The sequence below is a fragment of the Thermoflexus sp. genome (genome assembly GCF_042408815.1).
GTDB lineage: Bacteria > Chloroflexota > Anaerolineae > Thermoflexales > Thermoflexaceae > Thermoflexus.
Genome location: NZ_JBHOQR010000027.1, coordinates 74079 through 98581 on the forward strand (window position 1 = coordinate 74079; position 24503 = coordinate 98581).

Genomic DNA, 24503 nt, shown 5'->3' on the forward strand with positions numbered 1-24503 from the left:
GGACAGGCGATGGAAACCATCTCGGTATTCGAACGATACGCCGCCCGTTACGACGCCTGGTATGAAGGGCCGGTGGGCCGGGGAGCCTACCGCTCGGAGGTGATGGCGCTGGCCCCTCTGCTGACCCGCTGCCCGTCCCCCTATCTGGAGATCGGCGTAGGATCCGGGCGCTTCGCTCAGGCCCTTGGCGTCGGTTTTGGGATCGATCCCGCGCGAGAGCCCCTCCGAAGGGCGGCAGCTCGGGGGATCCGGGTGGCTCAGGCCGTGGGGGAACGGCTCCCATTCCGTGACGGCGTCTTCGGCGGAGTGCTCCTGGTGGTCACCCTGTGCTTTGTGGAGGATCCCCTCCGGGTTTTGCAGGAAGCCTATCGGGTGCTGCGGGCGGACGGAGGGCTGGTGCTCGGGATGATCCTGGCGGAGAGCCCGTGGGCGGCCTACTACCAGGAGAAAGGCCGTCAGGGACATCCCTTTTATTCCATCGCGCGGTTCTACTCCCGCCAGGATCTGGAAGCATGGCTGGAGCAGGCAGGATTTCGGGTGGTTGAATATCGCTCCACTCTTTTCCAGGCTCCGGATGCTCCGGAGATCCGGGAGGAAGAGGCCCTCCCGGGCTTTGACCCTAAGGCCGGCTTCACCGGGATCCTGGCGCGGCGGATTGAAGATGTCGGATGAATTCGACCTCCGGCCAAAAGGCTTCTCCCGTCGGCGAAGATCGTCGCCCGGCGCGCAGCGCCTATGGAAGGCCGATTTCAATCCATGCAAGAGGCCTTCAGCCAATGGCCGGCCTCCGCTGGCCAGAGAGGTGTTCACGCCGGCGAAAGACCCAGCAGGCAATGCGCGAGCGGGGAGAGGGCCGGATGGGCAACAAACTCACAAAAGCACGAGAGGTTTTCCAGAGGGAGGGGCTTCGCGGCTTCGCCCGGGAGGCCTTCTGGTTCCCCTATCGAAGAGCGATCTCCATGCTCGCCGCAATCCGCGGACAGCAGCGCTTGAGGGTTGGCGAAGTTGCTCTCCTCTTCCATATTCAATCCTACGCGGAGGCCCTCCATCTGATCCAGACCTTTCAAACCGAGAACGAATGCCTGCGGTATCTGGCGAACCGCTTGCATGAAGGAGATGTGTTCTGGGATGTAGGAGCCTATCACGGCCTTTATGCAATGCTCGCCGCCCGTCTCGGTGGCCAGGTCATCGCCTTCGAACCGTATGGGCCCAATGCCCAACGGATCCAGGAGAACGCCCGGCTCAACCGGTGCGAAGATCACATCCAGGTTATGACGCTGGCGCTCTCCGATCGATATGGCATAGCCTTCTTCGACGTGCAGGGCGGACAGCGATCGTTCATGATGGGGCACATCGCCGACGGCCCTCGATCCGCCCTGAACGTTCGAACGGCCCCGGGGGACAGCCTTGTGGCTTCCGGGATCGCGGCACCGGACGTGATCAAAATCGATGTGGAGGGCCATGAGCTTCATGTGCTGTGGGGGATGCGGGAGACCTTGCGCCATTACGTGCGCGCCATGATTTGTGAGGTGCACGCGGACTATCTGGCCCGACATGGCATGTCCGGATTGGTGGAGCGCTTTTTGCAAAGCCTGGGATTCAGGGTCTTCCGCATCCGCGATCGATGGACGGAGTATTTCCTCGCTGCAGAAAGGGTTGCCGAGCCATGATGGCAGAGACCCGCCTTCCCGTGGAAGCCTCCGCCTGCGGCAAGGTGATCCTGCTGGGGGAGCATGCGGTGGTTTACGGCCGTCCCGCCCTCGCCGTCCCAGTGTGTGGGTTGCGAGCCCGGGCGCGGGCAGAGCCCCTTCCCCCAGGATCCGGATGTTGGATCGAGGCGCTGGACACCGGGGAGAGGCTCCGGCTCTCCGAGGCGCCCCCAGATCACCCACTGGCCATGGCCGTTCGCCTGGCCCTGGAACATCTGGCCCTTCCCGAACCGGACCTTCGGCTGGTGCTGCGCTCGGAGCTGCCCATCGCCAGTGGGTTGGGAAGCGGCGCCGCCGTGTCGGCAGCACTGGTACGGGGGATCTTCCGGTGGTCCGGCCAGTCCCCTGATCCAGAGCTTGTCTCCGCCCTGGTCTACGAGGTCGAGAAGCGTCATCACGGGACCCCTAGCGGGATCGACAACACCGTGATCGCCTACGAGCGCCCCCTCCGCTTCGTCCGGGGGCAACCGCCTGTGTTCCTCTCCATTGCCCGGCCCTTCACGCTGGTCATCGCCGATTCCGGTATCCCCAGCCCGACGCGGGAGACCGTGGCCACGGTGCGGATGGCATGGGAACGGGAGCCGGACCGATACGAACGGTTGTTCGACGCCATCGCCGCCCTGGTGCGAGAAGCGGAGGCTTGCCTGGCCTCCGGCCGGATCGAGGATCTGGGCCCGCTCCTGGACACCAATCACCAGCTGCTCAGGGAACTGGGGGTTTCCTCGCCAGCCCTGGATCATCTCACCCGGATCGCCCGGGAGGCCGGCGCCATGGGGGCCAAGCTGACCGGCGGCGGACGGGGAGGTCATCTGATCGCCCTGGTGCCCCCAGAGCAGGCGGAGCCGGTGGCCCGCGCCTTGCAGGCGGCCGGCGCGCGGGCCACTTACCGGACCGAGATCCCGGCCACCCTGTCGATGGAGTCGCCCCTTCGGCGCTGAATCCGGAGGCGCTCCCGTGCCTGCCCATCCATCCGTTCGATCCCCAGCACGCTATTACGCCCTGAAGGCCCTGTATCGGATCGAGACGCGGGCCGCCTATGCAGACTACGTGTTGCAGGCCCTGCGGCGAGAGGCGGAGCTATCCCCGCGGGATCAGGACCTCCTCACCACACTGGTGGATGGCGTGACCATCTGGCGGAAAACCCTGGACTGGGTGTTGACCCGCTACGTGCGGGGCGGTCTGGAGCGCCTGGACCCCTGGGTGCGGAACGCGCTGCGAATGGGGCTTTATCAATTGATGTTCCTCGATCGGATCCCCCACTGGGCCGCGGTGCATGAGACGGTAGAAGTGGCCCGCGCCGTCGCCGGCGAGGGAGCGGCCGCACTGGTGAACGCGGTGTTGCGGCGGATCTCCGCCCGACTGGAACAGGGACGGCCGGTGGCCACCTTCCCCCCGATCGAAATCGACCCCGTGGCCCACCTGGCGATCCGCTATTCCTTTCCAGAATGGATGGTGCGACGCTGGATCACCCGATATGGGATGGAAGGCGCACGGGAGCTCTGCCGCTTCCACAACACCCCGCGGCCATTGAGCCTGCGAGTGAACCGTCTGCGGGCAACCCGCGAGGAGATCCTCGCCGACCTGGAAGCGCGGGGATTGCGGGCCCGGCCTGGTGCCTATCACCCTTACATCGTGCAGGTGGAAGGAGGGCTGGACCTTGCCGCATGGCCGGCCTATCAGGAAGGAAAGGTGATTGCCCAGGACGAGGCGGCGGCTCTGGTCCCCTATCTGATGGATCTCCGGCCCGGGTTGCGGGTGCTGGATCTGTGCGCCGCTCCAGGGGGGAAGACCACGGCGATCGCAGAGGGCATGGGAGATCGAGGGATCATTGTGGCGGCGGATGCCCATTTCGGCCGCCTGCGGCGCCTGCGGGAACATGCCCTCCGGATGGGTTTCACCATCATCCGGGTGATCCAGGCGGATGGACAGCGGCCTTTCCTCTCGGAATGGGCAGACCGGATCCTGATCGACGCCCCCTGTTTGGGGACCGGGGTGCTGGCCCGGCGGAGTGACGCCCGGTGGCATAAACAGGAATCGGATTTGATCAACCTGACCCGGATACAACGCGGACTCCTGGAGGCAGCCGCCCGGATGCTCCGGCCGGGAGGACGTCTGGTCTACAGTACCTGCTCCCTCGAGCCGGAGGAAAATGAGGAGCAAATCCACGCCTTCCTCCGGGATCACCCGGAATTCCGCTTCGTGTCCGCCCAGGGGAAAGTGCCCAGCCCCCTTGTGGACGCTGAGGGCTTTTATCGAGTCCTGCCTCATATCCATCATATGGACGGAGCCTTTGGTGCGATCCTGGAAAAAGCGGGGGGTTGAAAGGCAGGATATCCATCCCTCGAGCCCTCTCATTCGGCTGACAACTCTCACCCATAAATTGTGACATTTATCACTACGTGGTCCCCCTGGGCCTTACTATGATGAAGCTGCAAGCGACGCCATCGCCGCCCACTCCTGGCGTTCGCTTGCCCTGGCCCCTCCTTTCCTGCTGCGGCCCGGCTCGGACTCAGACCGAGACCGGGCCGTATGCATTGATTGGGGATCGGATCCGATTCACCCGCGTTCGAGGCTTGCAGAGCCACAGGATTCTGGAAAGTCCCTCTGCCCCGTGGGTCCGGTGGATCCAGCCAGAAGCTCCATCGGGCGAACCCCGGAGCTCCCTATCGGTTCGTTCGAACTCGGGGCATGCGCCCCACCAGGATCCCCATGATCAGCCCATAGGCCAGATGGGCCAGGGCAAAGGATGGCCAGTCTACATAACGGACCATCACGGGGTTGAAGATCGGGAGGATAATCCACGTCGCGGACAACCAGAGCAATGGCCCCACAATCACGGCCCACAGCAAGGGAGATCCGGGGAGGGTAGGCAGAATGAGCGCATAGAGGACTCCCAGCATGATCGAAAGAAACCCATGGAGAAATAATCCGGCGAAGAACGCCCCCGCATGGAAGGACATCAGCGCTTCCGGGGATGCCCGCTGGAGCTCCCGGACCAAGGTGGCCCCAATGAGATTCACCGGGAACCAGATCCCCCGGCCAGAGAGCAGACCGTAAGCGATGGCCACAAGCACCATAACGCTCCCTCCCGCCACACCACCGATCACCCCCGCGCGGTAAGGGACGATCTCCGCCGGCCATCCGACTCCAACTTCCTCCATCTGCAGCGCCCGGCTCACCCGCTTCCACCATCCTGCCATGGCCATCCCTCCTGGAGACGGGGGCACTTCCACGGGGCAAACCCTCATATGAATGATACGCAGAGCAAAGCGGACGGTTTGAGGATCCGGATAGCTCTAAGATCTATGGAGGACCAGGCTCGCCGCTGTCTAGCAGCCCCCTTTATCACCCAGAAAGGCTCTACGGGTTTCATGGAACGCCTTGGGGAAAAGGAGAAGCCGCGCTATATTTAAAGGGGAATCGCAAGGGAGGTTGGATGGAAATGGAGCCCCGGGCGGAACAGGTGCTGGCATGGCTTCGGGAGCCGGGGGTGTTAACGGAGGAACTCCGCCGTCGCCTGTTGGAATTATTGTTGGGATCCCCATCACCTCCACGGATTTCCTATGAGGAGTTCCTGGCCGAGGCCGATGAGGATACCCGGGCGGAGTGGGTCGATGGCACCATCATCCCCTACAGCCCCGCCTCCCGAACCCACCAGGAGATCGCTCGCTTCCTCACCGCCCTCCTGAGCACCTACGTGGAGGCTCACGGCCTGGGGGTGGTGCTCCCCGCCCCCTTCCAGATGAAGCTCTCCCGCTCCGGCCGTGAGCCCGACCTCCTCTTCGTCGCCCACGACCACCTCCACCGCCTCCACCCCACCCACCTCGAAGGCCCCGCCGACCTGGTGGTCGAAATCGTTTCCCCCGAAAGCGCCCCCCGCGACCGGGGCGAAAAATTCTACGAATACCAGGAAGCCGGCATCTCCGAATACTGGCTCATCGACCCCCAGAGCCAGTGGGCCGAGTTCTATCGCCTCGAATTCCCCGGTCGCTACCGCCTCATCACCGAGGGCTCCAGCGGCGAATACCTCAGCCAGGCCCTCCCCGGCCTCCGCCTTCGCATCGAATGGCTCTGGGAGCCTCCCCCCCTCTTGGAAGCCTTCCGATATAACCAGCTCATCCCTTAACCGGGAGAAAACGGCATGCCCACCCGACCGGAAGAGATCCTCGCCCTCCTCCAGCAACCTGGCGTCCTCACCGATCTCCCCCTGCAACCCTACACGACACATTACGAATACCAGGGAATACTGGCTCATCGACCCCGCCTACCCGCAGGCAGAGTTCTATCAGCGAATGGTTGTGATCCCCGATGTATAACTGAAGGCGGATGGAACACTACAAAGTTTCCACCACTTCCTGAGGAACCAGATAGCGCTCCACCGGTTCCCCCCGGGGCAGATGAGCGGCCAGGGCCTGCCAGAGGCGACGAGCCTCCGCCCGCACCGTTTCCAGAGCGTCCCGCTCTCCCGTGGCGCGGAGCACCTTCCCCAGGGCGATCCGGGCGATCAATGCCGCCGGCCGGAAGCCCGCTGCATCCGCCCACCGGCTGGCCTCCTCCAGAACGGAGCGCGCGGCCTCGGGACGGCCCACCGCGCGGGCCCAGCGCCCCGCCTCCACCGCCGCATGCACGAACTCCACCACCAGCCCTCGGCGGCCGGTGTATTGAAGCACCTGCTCCAGCAATGCGTGGGCTTCTAGCTCCTGTCCCTGCAACCGTGCCAGGCGGGCCTCCCCGATCAACCCCACACTGCGAGCCACGGCATCCACGGCCCGCCCCTGGGCCAGCGCCTCATCCAGCAACGCCGTCGCCCGCTCGAGATCCCCCCGTGCCAGGAAAACCATGCCCAGGCCGATCTGAGCGCTCCAACGGTGCGCCCGCAGAGCGGACTGGTTTGTCAACAGTGTCACCACGCTCTGGAACTGGGCCTGCGCCTCTTCCAGCTGGCGGGCTCGCAGCGCCAGATACCCCTGGAAGATCCGCCCCCAGATCGTGCTCCAGTCCATTTCCGGAACCCGCCGGGCCAGCTGTAGTCCTTTGTTCAGATAGGCTTGCGCTTCCGCGAAATCTCCCCGTAGATCCTGCAAGTACGCCATCAGGTTGCAGCTCATCACCACATGCGGCCACTGCGCCGTGGCTTCCGCAATCGTCAACGCCTGATGCAGGCAGGCCTCTGCCGGCTCCGCCATCCCCTGCAGCGTGAGGATCCAACCATAGAAATTCAGCAACAGCGGCGCCTGCTCCGGCGCCAAGTTTTCCGCCAGCTCCACCCAGGGCCGACCCCAGAGGGGAGGAGCGGGCTGGAAGAACCCCTCCCCGGCAGAGGGAGACGAGGATTCCTCCCCGAAGACCAGCTCCAGACGATCCAGCAGATCCGCTTCTGCCAAGCTCAACTCGGAAGCGAACTGCGTCCGGATCTCCCCAGCCAGCTCTCCCACTTCCTCCAGCCGGCCCAGCATCGCCAGGGTGGTCATCAGCCGGCGGGCCGCGTTCAGCGCGTGAACCCGATCCCCCTGCGCCTCCGCCCATTCCCGGAATCGAGTGTACGTCTCCACAATCCCCTCCCAATCCCCCAGCGCTTCCAGGGCCATCCCCCGCCCGAGATAGGCCCGCCGGATCCATTCCGCCACTCCCTCATTGCCCGTGGTCTGAGCAGCCGCAGCTAGCGCCTCATCGTAATGGCGCACCGCCTGCCGGAATCCATAGGCCCTCCGGGCATGATCTCCAGCTTCCACCGCATAACGCACCATCGACAGAAGAGCCCCACGGCCCGCGCGCTGGAAGTGGTAGGCGATCTCCGCGCTGTAGGGGCCTGGATGAAGCCCATACAGGGCCGCCAGGGCTTCCGCGAGGCGTTGATGCCGGCGTCGCCGCACCACGGGAGGGATCGCCTCGTAGATCACACGGCGGACCACCTCATGCACGAAAGAAAGGCGCTCTTCCGCATCCTCTCGGAGGAAATGGCGCTCCAGTAGGATCCGGAGATCGGGCTCCGGATCCGGCGGCCCGATGAGCTCCAGCCATTGAACGGGGAACGCCCGACCGATCACCGCCGCGATCTCCAGGATCTCCCGCGCGCCCTCGGGCAGGCGGGCCACCCGATCCGTGATCAGGGCGCGCAGAGAAGAGATCGCCGCCGGTCCCTCCAGATAGCGCTCCAGGGCCTCACGCCGGAACGATCCCCCGGCCGCCAGCGCCGCGCGCAGGAGCTCCGCCGTGAAAAGGGCGTTCCCCTCCGTCAAGCTGTGCAAACGCCGGGCGAGATCCTTTAGGCGCGCGACCGGTTCCCCGCTCAACCGGGCCAGCCAGGCAGCCAGGGCCTCCAGGGAAAGACGCCCCACCCGGATCTGGTAGCCAATCCCCTCCCGTCGCAGCATCTCCAGCAAATGGCTGACCTCGCATCCCTCCGGCTCCTCCTCTGGGGTGTGAGCCAGCAACAGCACCAGGGGATGACGCGCCGCGCGTCGAGCCAGGCGACCCACCACGGTCAGGGTGGCCTCATCAGCCCAGTGCAGATCATCCACAAACATCACCAGCGGATGCTGATCCGCCAGGGCGATGATGAGGTTGGAAAAACCATCGATCAGGCGATGCCGGTTCTCCTCCGGCGTGGTCTCTGGAACAGCCGGCAGGTTCGGATAAAGAAGGTGCAGGGAGGGGATCAGCTGAGCGACCTGGGCGAGGGCAAAAAGCGGCAGCTCGCCCCGCCGGTCCGCCGAAAGCTGACTCAGCAATCGCCGCAAGCCCTCCGCCAGACAGGAAAAGGGAAGAGTACGCTCGATGAACAGGCCGCGGATGTAAAGGACGTCCGCATCATGGGCGAAACGACGGATCGCCTCCACGGCCAGCCGGGTTTTGCCCGCTCCTGGCTCCCCGATCAGCACCCCCACGCCTCCCTGCCCCCTGGCAAGCCCGGCAAAGACCTCCCGCAGGCGCTCCAGTTCGGCCTCCCGTCCCACAAAGATCTCTCCCATCCCCCCCTCTACCAAAGGGAGATCTTGCACCGGTTGCAAAAACCGGGTAGGACGGACCGACGGGAGCTCTCCGCGAAGAAGCGCTTCGTAGAGGGCGCGGGTGGCGGGGGAGGGTTCCACACCGAAAGCTTCCAGCATGACCTGCCGGCAACGCTCATACGTGCTTAACGCTCCAGCCAGATCCCCGACCGCAATCTGATAGCGCATCAGGGCACGGTAGGCCGGCTCCCGGAATTCGTCCAGCGCCAGAATCCGGCGACAGAGCGGGATCGCCTTCTCCGGCGCGCCCGCCGCCGCCAGAAGCTCCGCCAGATCCAGAGCGGCTTCCATATATCGCTCGCGCAACTGCTCCCGCTCGGTCAATGCCCACTCCGCATAAGGATCCTCAATCAGCAGATCATCCCGATACAGGGAGAGGGCCTCCAGCAGGCAGGCACGCCGTTCCTCAGGCGCCGCCGCACGCCCCGCGGCCTCCAGGAGATCTTCGAAGGCCCAGACATCCACCCAAAGCGGAGCGTCCCGGGCCACCGCATAACCGGGCGGCTGGGAGAGGATATACCGCGAAGCGCGAGGCGGTCGATCCGGCTCCAACGCGCGGCGCAGGGCGTGGATGGTGCTGCGAAGAGTGATCGCGGCTCGCTGGGGATCGGAATGGGGCCAGAGCCAGTCTAGCAGCTGATCCGAAGGCACCGGCTTTCCCCGGGCCAGCAATAGGATCTTGAAAAGCTGTTTCGCCCGACGGGTGAACCACGCGGATTCCGGAATGAGCCTCTCTTCCCGCCAGACCTCAAACCGGCCAAACATCCGCACGCGCAGCATGAGGACGATCCTTCCCCTTCGTTCACAATTTTTCAGGGCACATAGGAGTGGGCCCGCTGAAGGCATGCCCACCCGCCTTCGAAATTCCCTCCGTTAAAATAGATGCTGCGGCACTTCCATATTGCACCCCGCTCGGTCCATGGGGCAAAATAGCCAGACGGCCGTAGAGGCATGCGATGGCTTCCAGGATTGCGGCTGCCAGATCTCTCCAACCGGAGGCGCGGGATGCGCATCGGACGGATCCTAACCGAAAACGGCCCTCAATTCGTGATCGTTGGGGAGGATCAGCTGTATGCGCTGGCCGGCGATCCGTTCCGCGGGGAGCTTTCCCGCGGGAAGCCCCTGGGCCCTGCAGTTGCCCGGGCATGGCTTGCACCCTGTGTTCCCTCTAAGATTATCGCCGTGGGCCGAAATTACATCGAGCACGCCCGTGAGCAGGAAGCGGAGGTTCCCCCCGAGCCCCTGATCTTCCTGAAACCCCCCAGCGCAGTGATCGGGCCGGGGAGTCCCATTCGGATCCCACCGCAATCCCAGCGGGTGGAACACGAAGCGGAGCTGGCCGTTGTGATCGGACGCCGGGGGAAGGACATCCCGGAGGGCGAGGCGTGGGCCTATGTGCTCGGCGTGACATGCGGGAACGATGTGACCGCCCGAGACCTGCAGCGACGGGACGGCCAGTGGACCCGGAGCAAGGGCTTCGATACGTTCTGCCCCCTGGGACCCTGGATTGTCACTCATCTTTCCCCAGAGGAGATCAGCAACGCTGAGATCATCTGTCGGGTAAATGGGGAAGTCCGCCAGCATGGAAACACCCGGGAGATGGTTTTCCCGATTCCCACGCTGATCGCTTACATCTCATCGGTGATGACCCTGGAGCCGGGCGATGTAATCCTGACCGGAACCCCGTCCGGAGTTGGACCGCTCCGCCCCGGCGACTGGGTAGAGGTCGAGATCCCGGGCATCGGGACACTGCGCAACCCGGTTGAGGGATAGCCAGGAAGCCCCATGGGGCACACCACCAGAGTTGGGTGAAGGTTTGACAACGCGAGCCCATGGCGTTACCCTGGGGGATACAGAAGCCATCCTTGGGGAGGGAGGGGCTGGTGAATCGATCGGGAACCGACGTCATCCGCGTGCTGGTTGTGGGGGATGCGCCGGCTCTGGCCCAACTGGCCACGCGGGGAAGCGGCCCGCTGCGCTTTGAGGTGCGTATCGCCCCTTCCCTACCAGAGGCCGAGGCGCTGCTGGGGCCCCTTCATCCGGAGCTCCTGTTCGTCGACTGGCGATTGCCCGGCCTGGAGGACTTCCTGGAGCGTATTCGACCGCAACCGATTACCCGAGTGATAATCGGTCCGCCCCTACCCGCCTCCGAGGTGGTTCGTCTGGTGCGCCTGGGCATTCACGACTTTCTGCTGGCCCCCCATCATCCCGACGAGGTCCAGGAATGTCTTCGCCGAGCTGTAACCCTGGCCCGCGAGCGCCGTCGGTCCGTTCGGATGGTGGAACGATTGCAACACCAGCTCCAGCAGCTCAGCGTCCTCTATGAGGTCGGGCAGACGCTGACGGCCTCCCTCCGCCTGGAGGAGATCCTCTCCTCCATTATGGAAGCGGCGATCCATCTGACCCAGGCGGAGGAAGGCGGCGTATGGCTGCTGGATGAGACCGGCGAAACGCTTCATCTGCGGGTTCACCGAAGCCGGGATGCGAGGGCTTCCCCAGCCGTTTCCACGCTTCCGTTAACCATGCCCGTCTCCGACAGCTTGCTGGGGCGGGCGGTCCGCACCGGCCGTCCGATCCTGCTGGGGCCAGGGATTCATCAGCTGGATACCGGGATCCTGGTGCGCTCGCTGCTCTACGTGCCCCTCCGGTCCCCTGGACGCATCCTGGGCGTGCTGGGCGTGCTGAATCGCATGCGGGAGGCAGACTTCGCCGAATCCGATGTCCACTTCCTCACGATGCTGGGGGATTACGCGGCTGTGGCCATTGAGAAGGTCCGGCTCTTCGAAGCCATCCAGGCGGAGAAGGGCAAATTGGAGGCCATCCTCCGCGGCGTCGAAGAGCCCGTCCTGGTGCTGGATTTTCAGGAGATCCTGATCCTGGCGAATCGATCGGCCCGGCAACATCTCCGTCTTCCTCCCCAGGTGGAGGGGCAGCCGTTCCGCTCGGTGATCCGTCACCCAGAACTTCTTTCCATGATCGACCAGAAACCCCCGATCGGGCAGACCATCCGTCAGGAGATCGCGATGCCCGATCGCTTGATCTTTCAGGCCAGTCTGACGGCGGTGGAGGGTGTGGGCTACGTGGTGGTGATGCAGGACATCACCTATCTCAAGGAGCTGGATCGCATCAAATCGGAATTCGTCTCCATTGTTTCCCATGATGTCCGCACCCCATTGACCACCATACGAGGCTATGTCAGCCTGCTACCCCGAGTCGGCCCCCTGAACCCCCGTCAACAGGAGTTCGTGGAAAAAGTGGAACGGGCCATGCAGACTATCGTGGAGCTATTGAACAACCTGCTGGATCTCTCCCGGCTGGAGTCCGGGTATGCCCTCTCCATGGAGATCTGCTCGCTGGCCCGGATCCTGGATGGTGCTGTCCAGATCATCCGTCCTCAAGCCGAAGGAAAGCAGCACACCCTGATCCTGGATCTCCCTGCCGATCTCCCGCCCATTCAGGGGGACCCCCGGCGTCTGGAGCAGGTGTTCCTCAACCTGCTGAGCAACGCGGTGAAATATACGCCTCCGGGCGGACGGATCACCGTGCGGGCTCGGGAGCAGGAAGGCCACATCGCGGTGCAGGTCAGCGACACTGGAGTGGGGATCCCGCCGGCCGATCTTCCTCACATTTTCAGCAAGTTCTACCGCGTCCGACGCGAGAGCGAAGCCACGGAAGGGACCGGCCTGGGCCTGGCCATTGTGAAATCGATCGTGGAGCGTCATGGCGGGCGGGTATGGGCGGAAAGCGAAGTTGGGAAAGGGAGCACGTTCACCATTCTGCTCCCCTGCTGTTCGACCCGTCCCACGCTTCCTGCCATACCGCACCTTCAAGAGGATTCAACGCAGGATCCCCAGCCACCGCCATATGAGCAACATCCCCAGCCAGACCCCATATCCTCCCAGCAGGCTCCATCCAAAGGGAACACGACGGGCGAGCAGTAGCCAGGCGGCAAGGACGAAGCCCAGCGAGGGGATCAGGGCCAGAAAGGTGGACCGAGTGAAATGGGCGGTCTGTCCCAGATCCCGGGTCTCCGCATAGACGATCCACATGGCCAAAGGGATGCTCAACGGCATAGCCGCCATGATCCCTGCCAGAACCCGGGAGCGCTCCTGGATAATGGCCACCGCCGCAAGGATCAACCATGCGATGCCGACGTTTATCCAACGCTCCATCTACAGCCTCCGATAGCAGATCGGCGCCTCGGGATCCCGCTCCAGCTGATCCAGATTCGCCACCTGCAGATAACCCCGATCGTAGAGATACTCCACATGCGCCCCTGCCTCCAGGAGGGCCAGGAGCACCCCATAGCCATACTGCCGGCCAAAGAGCGCCTTGGAGATCTCCAGAATGGTGCGGGGTTCCTGACAGATCTCCAGAACTCGCTCTAGGCGCTGGCGATGAAAAGCCTCGATCGCCGCAATCCGCTCATAGGGGTCCAGGATGGGGTCCTCATGCCCCCCGAACGCCAGAGCGATGTCCGGGATCGCCGCCACTCGACGCAGGGACTCCAGATAATGCCCCAGGCCTGTATAACGGGTGATGCGCTCCGGGGCCTGATGGGGGGTGGTATGGGCCAGGATATGGTCGGAAGTCAGCAACACCTCATCGATCTGGAGGCAAACCTGGCCCGGGCAATGCCCGGGGGTGTGATACACCCGGAGGATCCCGAAGAGCAGCTCCCCATCTGTCAACCAGCCCTCTACGGAGGTGGACTGGAACATCGTTTTCATACTGAAATAGAGGTCAAGAAGAGCGGCCCGTCGTTCCGCCGAGACGCCGGCCTGGCTCAGGAAATGCCGCAGCTCTCGCGCCACAGTGATCAGCCGTTCGGGATAGTTCACCAGCACCCGACGATCCAGCTCATGCACCAACACCGGCGCTGCGCTCTGCCGGCGAATGAAGGTTAATCCCCCGAAATGGTCGATATGGCCATGGGTGATCAGGATCGCGGTCAGGTCGGGCAGATCCACCGGACATCCATAGCGGGTCCGCACGATTTCCAGGCCTCGCTGAAGATCCTCCTGGCTTTCCGGCAACCCCGAGCCCGCATCCACTAGAATGCGATGGCTGTCGGTCAGGATGAGATAGACATAGCCATCCAGCTCCGGGAAAAGCCGCGTCGGGAGGCGATAGAGCTCCACCCCGCTTCGCGTCCGGTAGCGCAATACCCCTTCCCGCTCTTCCCACGGTCCTCGCATCCATGACCTCCATTCCCCACGACTTTGCAACATCGCGGAGACATTCCATGGTATGGGGTTCGGCGCCTTCCCCGCAACCCCCTGAGACGGCCTCGCCTCCGGCTATGGCAACAAATCCCGGATCACCCGCAGGATCCCCTGATCCCACGCCACCCGATGGGTGACGCCCACCTTGCCCGCCAGATCCCTTTTGTGAGCTCGATACCATTCGTAAGTTCGGATCAGGGATTCCGCATTGCTGTAGCGAGGGCGCCATCCCAGCTTGGCCTTCGCCCGCTCGATGCTCACGAAAGAATCTTTATCGGCTGTCCCATAAACCCATCGATACAGCGGAGAGAGGTGCAACATCTCAAAGAGAGCAAGGGCCGCCTTCACCGGCCGAGCGGGCAGAGGCCAGACCCGCGCGCCGGTGCCCGCGTGATCGCAAAGGGCCTGCACGTCCTCTCGAACCGTCCCGAATCGATCGGCACCGATATTGAACGTGTCATTTGCCTGATCGGCATCCGCTGTAAGGGCCAGCACAATGGCGTCGGTCAGATCGTCTACATCCAGCAGCTGATAGCGGTTTCTGCCGCTGCCGATGATCGGGATCGGCTTTCCACGCTCCACCCAGTCAAACAGGATCTGGAACACGCCCAACCGGCCGGGCCCGATGAAAGTCTTGGGGCGGATGATGGTCACCACCAGCCCGCGTTCCCGGAAAGATTGACAGAGCCGCTCGGCCAGGATCTTGCTCTGGCCGTAAGGCCCAACGCCATGGAGCGGATCGTCCTCCATTATCGGATGTTTCTTGGGGATGCCATAGACAGCAGTGGAGGAGATAAACACCACACGCCGGACGCCGTGGGCCAGAGCGCTCTCCAGCACCGTTTGAGTGCCCTCCACATTCACCGAGAAGATCTCCCGGCGGGGCCACAAGGGCAAGGCCGCCGCGGCGTGGATCACCGCATCGACGCTGCGCATGACCCGATCCACCGTTTCGCGGTCGCGCACATCCCCCTTATTGAACGAAACCGGCCCGATGTAATCTTCCTCAAGGTAATCCGCGATATCCAGCAGGATCGCTTCATGGCCATACTGGAGCAGCTTGTTGGCCATATGGAAGCCGAAGAACCCCGCTCCGCCTGTGATCAGAACGCGCATAACGCCTCCTCCAGATACGGGAGCCTGGGGCTGGCCGGCCCAGCCCCAGCCCTGAAGGATGGAAGGACATTTTCAAGCCCCCAGCGCAAGCCAGAATGAACCCCAGGGGCGAGAAGCCATTCGCCCTTTCCGGGATCCGGGCCGGCCTGCGCCAGAACAGGAATCAGTAAACATTCAGTTTCACGAGCCGGCAACTGAGGATCATCGCACCTGGGCAAGCTGAGCTAAAATGTAGAGCGCATTCGAGGCCGGAGGCCGCCATATGGGAGGGATCGGCCAGCGAAAACCGCATGAAGAACAGGTTCGGCTTCACGCCATTGTGCATGGGATCGTCCAGGGAGTGAATTTCCGATACTACACCCGGCTGCGAGCGGAGGCCCTCGGCCTGAGCGGCTGGGTGGCCAATCGCTCGGATGGCACGGTGGAGGTGGTAGCAGAAGGGCCACGATCAGCGGTGGAAGCCCTCCTCACCTTCCTTCAGCAGGGCCCCCCGGCGGCCCGCGTCGATTACGTAGAAACCTACTGGGAGAAGCCGAGCGGTGAATTCCAGGGATTTCGTATCCGCTACGAAGTGGACTGAGGCCCAGGTGCAGCGCCTGGCCTGGATCACCCTTCTGCTGTCCTTCGCCGCCTGTATCGGGCTCAGCATCCTGATCCCGTGGCGGATCGTAACTTATTTTCGCACGGCCTATATCGGCACACCCGCTCGGGTATCCGCCTTGTCTGGGATCCTCCGCCTGGAGCATCCAGAGAGAGAACCCGTGGCGATCACCCCTGGCGCTGCCTACCCCCGGCTGACGGAAGGCGATCTTCTGATCACAGACGCTCAATCCCAGGGCCTGGTGATCTTCTCTGAACCACTATTTCCCACGCCTCCAGACCTGGCAGCGGTTCAGATCTATCCGAACACCCAGGTGGAAGTGCGATACGCCCGTTACCCACGGTTCGGGATCAGCCCAGAGCCGGCGCGCCTCACCCTCTATGTCCGCGCCGGCCGGATCCGGGTCATTCGCCTCGAAAGCCGGCGGGCCCTCGAGTTGGTCATTCAGACCCCCCATGGCCAGGCGGAAGTGCTCTCCGGGGCCCTGGCCGTGGAAGTCCAGAATGACCGGGCGGATTTCACCGTGCGTTCCGGGGAGGCCCGGGTGGGGAACTCGACCGGGATTCGGATCGTGCGAAGCGATCAACGGGCGCGCATTGGGCTGGACGGCCGGGTGGAAGGGCCGCTGGGAGCAGGGCGGAATCTGCTGCCAAGCCTCTTCCAAGCCCCCCTGCCAGAGCGAAAGGTGGAGGATCCAGTTCCCCCTGGCCAGTGGGCGATTTTCCAGTTTGTCAAGCAACCCGGCGAAAGCCTGGGGACAGTGGCCCAAACTTCAGACGCTGGCCGTCGCGTGCTGGCGATCTCACGCTCCGGGTTCGATCACGCCCAAACCGGAGTTTTCGTGGTCCTCAATCAGGATGTGCGGGATTTCCGCTCGCTTCAACTGCACATCAGCTTGAAGATCCTCTCCCAGGATGTCGCGGTATGTGGGGTCGTGGGGACCGAATGCCCGCTGATGATCCGCCTGGAATATAAGGACATCAACGGCAGCGATCGCCAGTGGCTGCAAGGCTTCTATGCCATCGGCGAAGTGAGCCCCCAAACGCCGGGAAGCTGCCTGCCCCAGGTTTGCCCGCCCCCCTATAACATGCATATTCGAGTCCCCCTGGGAGAATGGTATACCTTCGATTCGGGGAATCTGATCGAATCGCTGCGAGCCATTGGGGCGCCCCCCGCTACCCTCACCCGTCTGCGGATTTATGCCTCCGGTCACAGTTATTCGGTGATGTTCTCGGAGTTAGAGCTGATCGGCGAGGAGTGACGCTATGCCGGATATCAACCGTGGAACCGGAGCGGCAATGGCGATCCGGCTTCATCCATGCCCTCCGCACGGATGATACCCCGGCGCGCCAGGTCTTCCAAGTCGGCTGCTTCAACTCCTATACCTTTTAGGATCTCCACCGTGTGTTCCCCCAGACGAGGAGGAGGGCCCATCGCCGCAAACCGTTCGCCATTGAGGGTGAAGGGCAGGCAGGGCCGTTCCTCCGGGAATGCAGGGGCGAGGTCGGCCAGCGCATGGATCGCTTCCGCCGGCTCCAGCACCGGTTCCAGGCAGGCATCGAGGGTCTCCCGGAGGGCTTCCCATTCCCTCCGGGGCCGGCTCCGAAACAGCGCGGCTACCTCCGGGATGAGGGCTGGATCGAAGGCGCGGGAGATCCACTCCGGATGTCCCACCGCTTCGCAGAAAGAACGCCAGAAGGCCGGCTCTAAGGCCGCCAGCGCCATCGCCCCCCCATCCGCCGTGACATACACCCGGTAACATGGAAGAGCCCCGTTGAGAGGCATTCCCTCCCGGCCCGCTGGGAGCCCTGCTCGATGGGCCCGCCAAAAGGGTTGCATCCAGGTCACCACGACCTCAAAGATCGACGTGTCCAGAATGAGCCCCCGGCCGGTCCGCTCGCGATAGAAGAGGCCGGCCAGCACCGCAATCACCAGCGCCATCGCCCCGCCGAAATCGGCGACCGGCACAGCCGGCGGCATCGGAGGTCCCTCCTGCGGCCCATTGAGCCCCAGAAAGCCAGCCAGGGCAAGATAGTTCAGATCATGCCCGGCCCGTTCCCGCCAGCGGCTGCCGGCCCCATAGCCGGTGAGGGAAGCATAAATCAGACGGGGTTGCTGGGTGAGGAGAAGCTCAGGGGCCAGGCCCAGCCGGGCCATCACGCCCGGTCGAAAGCCCTCCACCACCCCATCGGCCGATTGAACCAAGCGCAGGAAGAGCTCCCGACCTTCGGGCTGCTTGAGGTCAATGGCCACGCTCTTCTTGCCGCGATTCACCGCGGCAAACCACGCCCCCATCCCCTCCACAAAGGGAGGCATCTCCCGAAGCCAGTCGCCTCCGCTTGGGGGCTCCACCCGGATGACTTCTGCACCCATCGCCGCCAGCCACTGCGTGGCGAAAGGCCCCGGCAGCAATCGGGTGAGATCCAGAATGCGGATCCCTGATAGAATCATCGCCTTCGCTCCTTTGGATCAGGATTTGCCCGCTGATCAGCGAAACAGATCATCCGCTCGCTCCCGTACCAGCTCGCGGGCGGAGCTTTCCCGGGGAGTGAAGGGAACGCCTCGGATCAGCACAGCCGGGATGCCCTCGGCGGCCTGGCCCAGCAACAGAGTTGCCGCCGAGGCCAGCAGATCCCCCAGCGCAACCTCCGTGTGCTGCAGGACGTAACCGAAGAGATCCGGACGCCCTCGCCAATCTTCCAGAGCCGGAAGGCCGCTGACCCCGATGGCCACACCGATCACCCCCTTTCGGTGCGCTCGGCCATGGCTGTCCGCGATCACCACGCCGATATCCACGCCGAACCGGCGCTGGATCCCCTCCCGGATCCGCCGGGCGGAGCCGTCTGGATCCTCCGGCAAGCGGAGGACGATCTCTTCCCCCTCGGGGGCCACATTCGAGCGATCCACGCCGGCGTTGGCGCAGATAAACCCCAGGCGGTGCTCGACGATGATCAATCCCGGCCGCGCCCGGAGTACCTCGGCGGTGTCCCAGAGGATGACTTCCAGCAGGCGGGGATCCTTGCCCGTGATCTGGGCCAGCTCCAGCGCGCGCGGAGAGGGAATCACTTCGGAGAGACGAACGAACCGACCCTCCGCTTTCGAAACGATTTTCTGTGCCACCACCAGCACATCTCCCGCCTGCGGCCCTCCCGAGCGGCGCAACGCCTCTGACAGCAGAGCGACCAGATCATCGCCAGGACGGATGATGGGCAGTCCTTCCAAGGGAAACAAGGTGATCGGTTTCCCTTCGGACGAAGTCATCCGTTCTTCCTCCTAATCCCCGTGATCCGAATCCCCGCGCCCTTCCCTTTATAGCGGATGTTGAGCCCGATCAGCACAGCGGTGAGCCCTTCGATGATGGGCGCATTCGCCAGGGGACCTGCATCGTAGGCGGTGAACCCGATGGCTTCAGCGAGGGCGATGGCTCGGGCTTTAGCCTCCCGATGATCCCCCACCACCAGCACATCGCACTCAGGGATCTCATCCAGATCGTGCAAGTGGAAATGAGAAATATTATGGAAGGCACCTACCACGGGGGTTTCAGGGCCCAGGATCCGCTGGGCTTCGGCGGTGGCGGAGCCATCCGGTGGTGGAGCATAACGGCGAGGATTGCCGGGATCCAGTGGGACAACCACGTCGATAATCAACTTGCGGGCCAGGATATCCCGAAGAGCCTGGAGGATCAACGCGTGGCCTTCATAAGGGACGGCAATCACCACGACCTCACCCCAAGCCGCTGCATCCGCGTTCGCGAGGCCGATCAGTTCCGCGAGCGGAACGATCGCCCGCAGGCGCTCTGCAGCGTGACGGGCCCGCTCGGGATCCCGGGAGCCGATGGCCACTGGGAAACCTGCCCGGGCCCAGCGAAGCGCCAATCCGGAGCCCTCCTTGCCAGTCCCCCCCAGGACCGCAATGCGTGGACGGGAATCCATTCGATCGCCCTCCCGCCTCGTGAGTTGGAAGCCGCACAGCGGGTCTCCCTATGGGGAGCGAAGCGCCGAAGATGGCCTTGCCCAGCTCCCCAAGCTCGTTGAGCGAATATATTATAGAGGCACGGGCTTTCCCCTAACGGCGAGGAACATCGCCTCGCTCGAATCTGAGCGGGACGGCATCGCTCTGGATATCATATATATAGAGCTCGAACCGGAGGTGCCCGCATGGCGCAGGACAAAGATCTGGGAGATCTGGAAGCCTTCTTCCGCCGTCTGGAATCCGATCCGGAATCGATCGATGTAGAAACCCTTATCGGAGCCTTTCGGGCGATCCGCCGCTGGATTCTGGTTTCCTCCATGCGCCTTCAGGTGCTGGAAGAACGGATGGCGGAGCTGGAGGCGGCACGCCGTCGGCTGGAGGAACGAATGGCGCAGCTGGAGGCGGCGATGGAAGCTTTGCAGCGACGCCATGAGGAGAGCGAGGCGCTCCTCCGACAGGTCCTGACCCATAACCTCTGGTGGGACCTCGCGCGGGGGGCCATGCCCTTGTTTTCCCCGAACTGATAGCACCACGCCATGGCGCGAGAGGATGGGAGGATCGCTTGGAGGGATGGGCGGGCACGCTAAACCCGCGCCCGCCCACCTCCATCGATGAAGGCTTCGCTGGATGCCGGCGAGGAAGAGGGGGGACCCTTTCCCCGCTCTCCCGCCCTCAACCCGGCATCCCCTGCTCTGGATCCATCGTGAGAGCGGCCTGGGCTTCCAGCACGGCGGCTCGGAAGTCCGCGAAGCGTCCCTCTACGATCGCCTGGCGCATTTCCTCCATGAACCGGAACATCGTATACAAGTTATGCAGCGTGGTCAGATACATCGCCACGGGTTCCCCCACATTGAACAGGTGCCGCAGGTAGGCGCGGGAGAACCGCCTGCAGGTAGGACATCCACATGCCTCATCGATCGGACGAGGATCCTCCGCATAGATGGCGTTGCGCAGGTTCAGACGCCCATCCCGCGTGATCGCCGTCCCATGCCGGGCCACCCGCGTGGGCATCACGCAATCGAAGAGATCCACTCCCCGCGCCACCGCTTCGACAAAATCCACTAGGGTCCCCACGCCCATAAGATAGCGGGGTTTCTCCTCAGGCAGCAGGGCGTCCATGAGCTCCAGTGTGCGGTAGGTTAAAGGCTTCGGCTCGCCCACCGACAACCCTCCGATGGCGTAGCCGGGGAAATCCAGGCCAATTAGGAAGCGCGCGCTCCGGGTCCGCAGATCTTCGAAAACCCCGCCCTGCACAATGCCGAAGAGGGCCTGGTCCGTTCGGATGTGGGCAGCCCGGCAGCGCTCCGCCCAGCGATGGGTCCGCTCCAGGGCCTTCACGTTGTAATCGTAATCCATGGGCGGGGGGCATTCATCCAGGCACATGATCAGATCCGCTCCCAGGTTCTCCTGGATGCGGATGGCCTTCTCCGGGGTGAACCGATGGAGGGATCCGTCCAGGTGGGAGCGAAAGGTGACGCCCTCATCATCCACTTCCCGCAGCCCTTGGAGGCTGAAGATCTGGAACCCGCCGCTGTCGGTGAGGATGGGCCCGTTCCAGCCCATAAAGCGGTGGAGCCCGCCCAGGCGAGCGATCCGCTCATCGCCGGGCCGCAGATACAGATGGTAGGTGTTCGCCAGGATCAGGCGGGCGCCCAGGGCTTCGAGATCCCATGCCGGCATGGTCTTCACCGCCCCCTGGGTGCCCACCGGGGCGAAACACGGCGTTGGAATGCGCCCATGGGGCGTATCCAGAAACCCCGCCCGCGCCCGTCCATCGCGGGCCAGCACCACGAACCGGAAGCCCTCCTGCGGCATGCTCCGCTTCCTCCAGTTGGGCGATCTCCCTCGAAGCCAATGGGGGCGCCGAAAGTCCCTGCCGCCCCACGCCTCCACTTCCATCTACTCCCGGAAAGGGTTTCAACTGCCCAGTTCCGCACCTCCTCCGGGTCCTCCCAGCCGCGGCCGCCTGTATCCCGCACCGCCTCGATGTATCCATGTATACGAAGTTCTTTGAGACCTCACGAAGTCTCCACGGTTCGCCTGTTTCCTGTTCGATGTCGCGGACAAACTCTTGCAGTTTCCCTTTCCGTTCACTGCTCGACATCTTCGATCCGCCAGCCCACCAGGGCCCGGCGAGGATATTGCAGATTGGCGCTCAGCGCCTCATCCATCCACCATCCCACCGTCAAGCAACAGCAAATCCACCCCATCGCCGCTGGAGCGCCTGAGCTTGCTGGCGACGGCAACCGTCGGCCGCGGTTTGCCCTCCTGCCCTACCGCAATGAATCGGGGCTCCCTCTTGAGGACGCTGTGCCGCTTTCCCTCCATCTCCTCCTGCGGGAGGATATGGAACTCCCCACTGCGCGGAAGAACGATAAATCCCAGCGGTAACGGGATAAGGCTACTCCCGCTCCGGCCCCAGATAGGCCATCGCCTCTTCGTGATCGCCATCCATTACCAGGTGAAGATAGCGGCCGCCCGTTGCCCCGGGGACATCGATGACCTTCACGCAGGAGGCATAAGGGGCTTCCTCCGGCAACATGGCCGTCAGACTGTTAGGCGCCTGGAGGAAGAAATCGGCCCGGAAGATGGCCCGCTCATCGTCCGGGATGATCGCCAGCGGGTAGATCTGGGCCTCGATCAGATCGCGGAAGAAATGGGTTCCGTAGGAGAGCTCAGGGGATCCCTGAGCGCCCCGCCGCCCGATCTCCACCAGGGCCCGGGCGTTGTAGATATCGGCATAGCCGACTTTCACTCCCAGGTAAGGGTTCACGCTGCCCCATCGGCCCGGCCCAATCAGGATGAAACGCTCCCCCGCCAGACGCCGGTTCAGCCGCCCGATGACCCGTGCGATCTCCAGCCGCGCGCTCAGCTCCGGGATGCGGGTGTAAGCGATGGGATCCACGTAGATGATATACCGGATGTTATACACCACCCCATGGGGCACCATGTGATGAGAGGTGAACAAGATGTCCTCTGCCGGGATATCCTGGGGGATGCGCGGGCTGATGGCCTGCTCGTAGTCGGTCTGCGGCCGGCACTGCAGGAGCCGGAGCATGGGCCGGGGCGGCCGCCCGCCCTCCAGGAGAACCGCGAACTCCACATCGACGGGCCGGCCGTAGTAGCGCTCCAACTTGCGCAACACCGCCCGCATCAGAGGCACGAAATCCGTTTCCTGAAGAAGGCGATCGAAGGTGATAACCAGGGAACGGGGATCAACGTTGCGGCCGATCAGGGGCTGGAGGTAATCCCCCTTATGGACCAGAGCCAGATAGGCCAGGCCAGGGTAATCCGCCTCCAACACCTCGTAGATCGGCATGGTGCGGAAAGCATTCTCCTCCAGATCAATGACATCGATGAAGTGCTGGGCGTAGCGGGCGATCGTCTGGGGATCTTTCTCCGGGCGCAGGCCAGGATGGCTCAGGGCGACCATGCGGGGGTAATCGTGGGCCACCCGCTCCACCGCACGGGTGCCCAAACCGATCACCATCCGCACAAAACCATCCTCCCGCCGGATCCGTGGGCTCCAGCGGAAGGGGTTCCGGGAGTAAGCCACTCCGGCGACCGGAGGGAAGAAGTAGCGGCCGTAGCGAGCTCCCTCCACCTTCTGAAGCAGGACCGCCATCCGCTCGTCGTAATCCACCAGCCCAACGTGCCGCCGGTAGATCAGGGGATCAGGATGGAAGACGCTGGCGTAGACCCGCTTGATGGCCGTCAACAGCGTCTCCAGGTTCTCCTCCGGAGAGCCCTGGTTGGGGCAGAAATGGCTCTCGTATTTGCCGGCGAAGGAAGCCCCGAAGTTGTCCTCCAGAAGACTCGAGGAACGCACAATGAGGGGATGCCGGCCGACCTCCCGGAGCAGCTCCCGCAGCCGCTGAATGAACCAGGGCGGAAATCGCCCTTCCAGGAAAGCATGCTGCACCTCCGGGAACTCCGCGCGGATCTCCTCCTCGGACTTGTACTTCTGGTTCAGATAAGGAAGCAATCCATTTCGTTCCATGAATTCATAAAAAACATCGGCCCCAATGAACCAGGATTCGGGGATGTTCACCCGCTCCGCCAGCGGGAAGGGATCCTCGGGATCCGGCGTCTGGAGGATCCGCCAGGCCAGCATCATCCCCGCCGCCTTGCCGCCGATCTTCCCCTGCCCGATCCGCCGCTCGTAGATCGCCCGCAGGTCCGCTGAGGTAAAGTGCTCGCGAGCGATCCCCACGAAGGCCAGCTGATCGCTGATGATGCTCTTGATCAGGACGACGCGGATCTCCTTGAGATGGGGGAGCACCGCTTTGCGTTGCGCTGGGGGCGCGGCCTCGTAAGCCTCCGCCTGAGCGAAGAGGGCCTCCACCGGGGCCAGCTCCGGGTTGAACGTGAGCACCGGGCGATGCCCCGGCGCCCGCTCCTCGAGCACCGAGCGGACGATCTCCACGAACAGGCTGTGGGGGAGGTTGTAGGCGAAATAGAACTCCGTCAGCTGGTCCCGGATCTGGGTCAGCCGTTCCTCCCACTCCTCCGCCGATTCCTGGCCGAAGGGATCCGTGAGCCCTTCGAGGCGCTGGGAGATCAGCGCCTTCTCCCGGACCTCCGCCTCGAAGGCCTCAGGGGTGATGATGCCGCGGGCGAAGAGCTCCTGACGCATCCGCTCTCGAATTCGGCGGGCCAGGATCGGGTAGCGGAGGATCTCCAAGTGCAGGGCCAGCGCCGGCGGCAGATGCCAGGGGTATCCGTGCTCTCCATCCATCCACCTTCGCCCATCCCGGGGATCCTGGATCCTGAGCATACTGCAAGTCCATACCGCGGTCAAAAATCCTCGACGCCGCCGTCCGGCCTTTTGATAGCTTCCTCTGTCGCCTATTTCGTATCCTATTCACAG

General features: G+C 63.7%; 20 protein-coding genes. 10 read left to right on the top strand and 10 right to left on the bottom strand.

What is annotated here, in order from left to right:
- The first annotated feature begins 9 nt into the window (after positions 1-9).
- From ACFMO3_RS09895 to rsmB, 4 genes are all read left to right on the top strand, one after another.
- Entirely contained in the window at positions 10-672 is a 663-nt protein-coding gene (locus ACFMO3_RS09895) for a class I SAM-dependent methyltransferase (RefSeq protein WP_376790241.1), read from the top strand.
- Between the two features lie 185 nt (positions 673-857).
- On the top strand, positions 858-1670 hold the full coding sequence (locus tag ACFMO3_RS09900; RefSeq protein ID WP_376790242.1) for an FkbM family methyltransferase: 813 nt from the start codon (positions 858-860) through the stop codon (positions 1668-1670).
- Complete coding sequence (gene mvk, locus ACFMO3_RS09905; protein ID WP_376790243.1) at positions 1667-2647, top strand: mevalonate kinase; 981 nt, start codon at positions 1667-1669, stop codon at positions 2645-2647. The genes ACFMO3_RS09900 and mvk overlap by 4 nt, the downstream gene beginning before the upstream one ends.
- Positions 2648-2663: 16 nt before the next feature.
- Positions 2664-4031 (top strand): 16S rRNA (cytosine(967)-C(5))-methyltransferase RsmB, encoded by a 1368-nt coding sequence (rsmB, locus tag ACFMO3_RS09910; protein ID WP_376790244.1) that lies wholly within the window; start codon positions 2664-2666, stop codon positions 4029-4031.
- 341 nt (positions 4032-4372) lie between these two features.
- Here rsmB and ACFMO3_RS09915 read toward each other — a convergent pair whose 3' ends face one another.
- The gene (locus ACFMO3_RS09915; protein WP_376790245.1) at positions 4373-4909 is read right to left on the bottom strand and encodes a hypothetical protein; all 537 of its coding nucleotides are present in this window, start codon (positions 4907-4909) and stop codon (positions 4373-4375) included.
- Between the two features lie 236 nt (positions 4910-5145).
- On the opposite strand from ACFMO3_RS09915, the gene ACFMO3_RS09920 reads away from it, so the two are divergent.
- Entirely contained in the window at positions 5146-5835 is a 690-nt protein-coding gene (locus ACFMO3_RS09920) for a Uma2 family endonuclease (protein WP_376790246.1), read from the top strand.
- A gap of 208 nt (positions 5836-6043) precedes the next feature.
- Here ACFMO3_RS09920 and ACFMO3_RS09925 read toward each other — a convergent pair whose 3' ends face one another.
- Positions 6044-9499, bottom strand: coding sequence for an AAA family ATPase (locus tag ACFMO3_RS09925; RefSeq protein ID WP_376790247.1), 3456 nt, complete (start codon positions 9497-9499; stop codon positions 6044-6046).
- A gap of 225 nt (positions 9500-9724) precedes the next feature.
- On the opposite strand from ACFMO3_RS09925, the gene ACFMO3_RS09930 reads away from it, so the two are divergent.
- A complete protein-coding gene (locus ACFMO3_RS09930; RefSeq protein ID WP_376790248.1) occupies positions 9725-10492 on the top strand; it encodes a fumarylacetoacetate hydrolase family protein in 768 nt (255 codons plus the stop codon).
- Between the two features lie 110 nt (positions 10493-10602).
- Positions 10603-12660, top strand: a complete 2058-nt coding sequence (locus ACFMO3_RS09935; protein WP_376790249.1) for an ATP-binding protein — start codon at positions 10603-10605, stop codon at positions 12658-12660.
- On the opposite strand, the gene ACFMO3_RS09940 is transcribed toward ACFMO3_RS09935, so the two are convergent.
- The 3 genes from ACFMO3_RS09940 to ACFMO3_RS09950 form a co-directional block, all read right to left on the bottom strand.
- On the bottom strand, positions 12556-12891 hold the full coding sequence (locus ACFMO3_RS09940) for a hypothetical protein (RefSeq protein WP_376790250.1): 336 nt from the start codon (positions 12889-12891) through the stop codon (positions 12556-12558). The two genes, ACFMO3_RS09935 and ACFMO3_RS09940, sit on opposite strands and share 105 nt — an antisense overlap.
- A complete protein-coding gene (locus tag ACFMO3_RS09945) occupies positions 12892-13917 on the bottom strand; it encodes an MBL fold metallo-hydrolase (RefSeq protein WP_376790251.1) in 1026 nt (341 codons plus the stop codon).
- A gap of 102 nt (positions 13918-14019) precedes the next feature.
- Positions 14020-15060, bottom strand: coding sequence for an NAD-dependent epimerase/dehydratase family protein (locus ACFMO3_RS09950; protein ID WP_376790252.1), 1041 nt, complete (start codon positions 15058-15060; stop codon positions 14020-14022).
- Between the two features lie 262 nt (positions 15061-15322).
- Here ACFMO3_RS09950 and ACFMO3_RS09955 point away from each other — a divergent pair, with 262 nt between their 5' ends.
- Positions 15323-15640 (top strand): acylphosphatase, encoded by a 318-nt coding sequence (locus ACFMO3_RS09955; RefSeq protein ID WP_376790253.1) that lies wholly within the window; start codon positions 15323-15325, stop codon positions 15638-15640.
- Positions 15600-16922: a hypothetical protein gene (locus ACFMO3_RS09960; RefSeq protein WP_376790254.1), complete on the top strand. Its 1323-nt coding sequence runs from the start codon at positions 15600-15602 to the stop codon at positions 16920-16922. The genes ACFMO3_RS09955 and ACFMO3_RS09960 overlap by 41 nt, the downstream gene beginning before the upstream one ends.
- 14 nt (positions 16923-16936) lie before the next feature.
- On the opposite strand, the gene ACFMO3_RS09965 is transcribed toward ACFMO3_RS09960, so the two are convergent.
- From ACFMO3_RS09965 to npdG, 3 genes are read right to left on the bottom strand one after another with little or no spacing between them, the layout of a single operon-like run.
- Positions 16937-18112, bottom strand: a complete 1176-nt coding sequence (locus ACFMO3_RS09965; RefSeq protein WP_376790255.1) for a CaiB/BaiF CoA transferase family protein — start codon at positions 18110-18112, stop codon at positions 16937-16939.
- A 36-nt stretch (positions 18113-18148) separates the two neighbouring features.
- Positions 18149-18922, bottom strand: a complete 774-nt coding sequence (gene cofE / locus ACFMO3_RS09970) for a coenzyme F420-0:L-glutamate ligase (protein ID WP_376790256.1) — start codon at positions 18920-18922, stop codon at positions 18149-18151.
- On the bottom strand, positions 18919-19593 hold the full coding sequence (gene npdG / locus ACFMO3_RS09975) for an NADPH-dependent F420 reductase (RefSeq protein ID WP_376790257.1): 675 nt from the start codon (positions 19591-19593) through the stop codon (positions 18919-18921). The genes cofE and npdG overlap by 4 nt, the downstream gene beginning before the upstream one ends.
- Positions 19594-19818: 225 nt before the next feature.
- Between npdG and ACFMO3_RS09980 the strand changes: the two genes are divergently transcribed.
- The gene (locus ACFMO3_RS09980) at positions 19819-20157 is read left to right on the top strand and encodes a hypothetical protein (protein WP_376790258.1); all 339 of its coding nucleotides are present in this window, start codon (positions 19819-19821) and stop codon (positions 20155-20157) included.
- 148 nt (positions 20158-20305) lie between these two features.
- On the opposite strand, the gene tgt is transcribed toward ACFMO3_RS09980, so the two are convergent.
- Both tgt and ACFMO3_RS09990 read right to left on the bottom strand, forming a co-directional pair.
- The gene (gene tgt, locus ACFMO3_RS09985; protein ID WP_376790259.1) at positions 20306-21448 is read right to left on the bottom strand and encodes a tRNA guanosine(34) transglycosylase Tgt; all 1143 of its coding nucleotides are present in this window, start codon (positions 21446-21448) and stop codon (positions 20306-20308) included.
- Between the two features lie 586 nt (positions 21449-22034).
- Complete coding sequence (locus ACFMO3_RS09990) at positions 22035-24371, bottom strand: PEP/pyruvate-binding domain-containing protein (protein WP_376790260.1); 2337 nt, start codon at positions 24369-24371, stop codon at positions 22035-22037.
- Between the last annotated feature and the right edge of the window lie 132 nt (positions 24372-24503).

Excerpts from the sequence above, each read along its gene's own strand:
- ACFMO3_RS09965 (WP_376790255.1), bottom strand. The coding sequence starts at position 18,112 with ATGATTCTATCAGGGATCCGCATTCTGGATCTCACCCGATTGCTGCCG.
- mvk (WP_376790243.1), top strand. The coding sequence starts at position 1,667 with ATGATGGCAGAGACCCGCCTTCCCGTGGAAGCCTCCGCCTGCGGCAAG.
- npdG (WP_376790257.1), bottom strand. The coding sequence starts at position 19,593 with ATGGATTCCCGTCCACGCATTGCGGTCCTGGGGGGGACTGGCAAGGAG.
- ACFMO3_RS09930 (WP_376790248.1), top strand. The coding sequence starts at position 9,725 with ATGCGCATCGGACGGATCCTAACCGAAAACGGCCCTCAATTCGTGATC.
- ACFMO3_RS09915 (WP_376790245.1), bottom strand. The coding sequence starts at position 4,909 with ATGGCAGGATGGTGGAAGCGGGTGAGCCGGGCGCTGCAGATGGAGGAA.
- ACFMO3_RS09990 (WP_376790260.1), bottom strand. The coding sequence starts at position 24,371 with ATGGATGGAGAGCACGGATACCCCTGGCATCTGCCGCCGGCGCTGGCC.
- ACFMO3_RS09920 (WP_376790246.1), top strand. The coding sequence starts at position 5,146 with ATGGAAATGGAGCCCCGGGCGGAACAGGTGCTGGCATGGCTTCGGGAG.
- tgt (WP_376790259.1), bottom strand. The coding sequence starts at position 21,448 with ATGCCGCAGGAGGGCTTCCGGTTCGTGGTGCTGGCCCGCGATGGACGG.
- ACFMO3_RS09980 (WP_376790258.1), top strand. The coding sequence starts at position 19,819 with ATGGCGCAGGACAAAGATCTGGGAGATCTGGAAGCCTTCTTCCGCCGT.
- ACFMO3_RS09900 (WP_376790242.1), top strand. The coding sequence starts at position 858 with ATGGGCAACAAACTCACAAAAGCACGAGAGGTTTTCCAGAGGGAGGGG.
- ACFMO3_RS09895 (WP_376790241.1), top strand. The coding sequence starts at position 10 with ATGGAAACCATCTCGGTATTCGAACGATACGCCGCCCGTTACGACGCC.
- ACFMO3_RS09955 (WP_376790253.1), top strand. The coding sequence starts at position 15,323 with ATGGGAGGGATCGGCCAGCGAAAACCGCATGAAGAACAGGTTCGGCTT.
- cofE (WP_376790256.1), bottom strand. The coding sequence starts at position 18,922 with ATGACTTCGTCCGAAGGGAAACCGATCACCTTGTTTCCCTTGGAAGGA.
- ACFMO3_RS09925 (WP_376790247.1), bottom strand. The coding sequence starts at position 9,499 with ATGCTGCGCGTGCGGATGTTTGGCCGGTTTGAGGTCTGGCGGGAAGAG.
- ACFMO3_RS09950 (WP_376790252.1), bottom strand. The coding sequence starts at position 15,060 with ATGCGCGTTCTGATCACAGGCGGAGCGGGGTTCTTCGGCTTCCATATG.
- ACFMO3_RS09940 (WP_376790250.1), bottom strand. The coding sequence starts at position 12,891 with ATGGAGCGTTGGATAAACGTCGGCATCGCATGGTTGATCCTTGCGGCG.
- ACFMO3_RS09945 (WP_376790251.1), bottom strand. The coding sequence starts at position 13,917 with ATGCGAGGACCGTGGGAAGAGCGGGAAGGGGTATTGCGCTACCGGACG.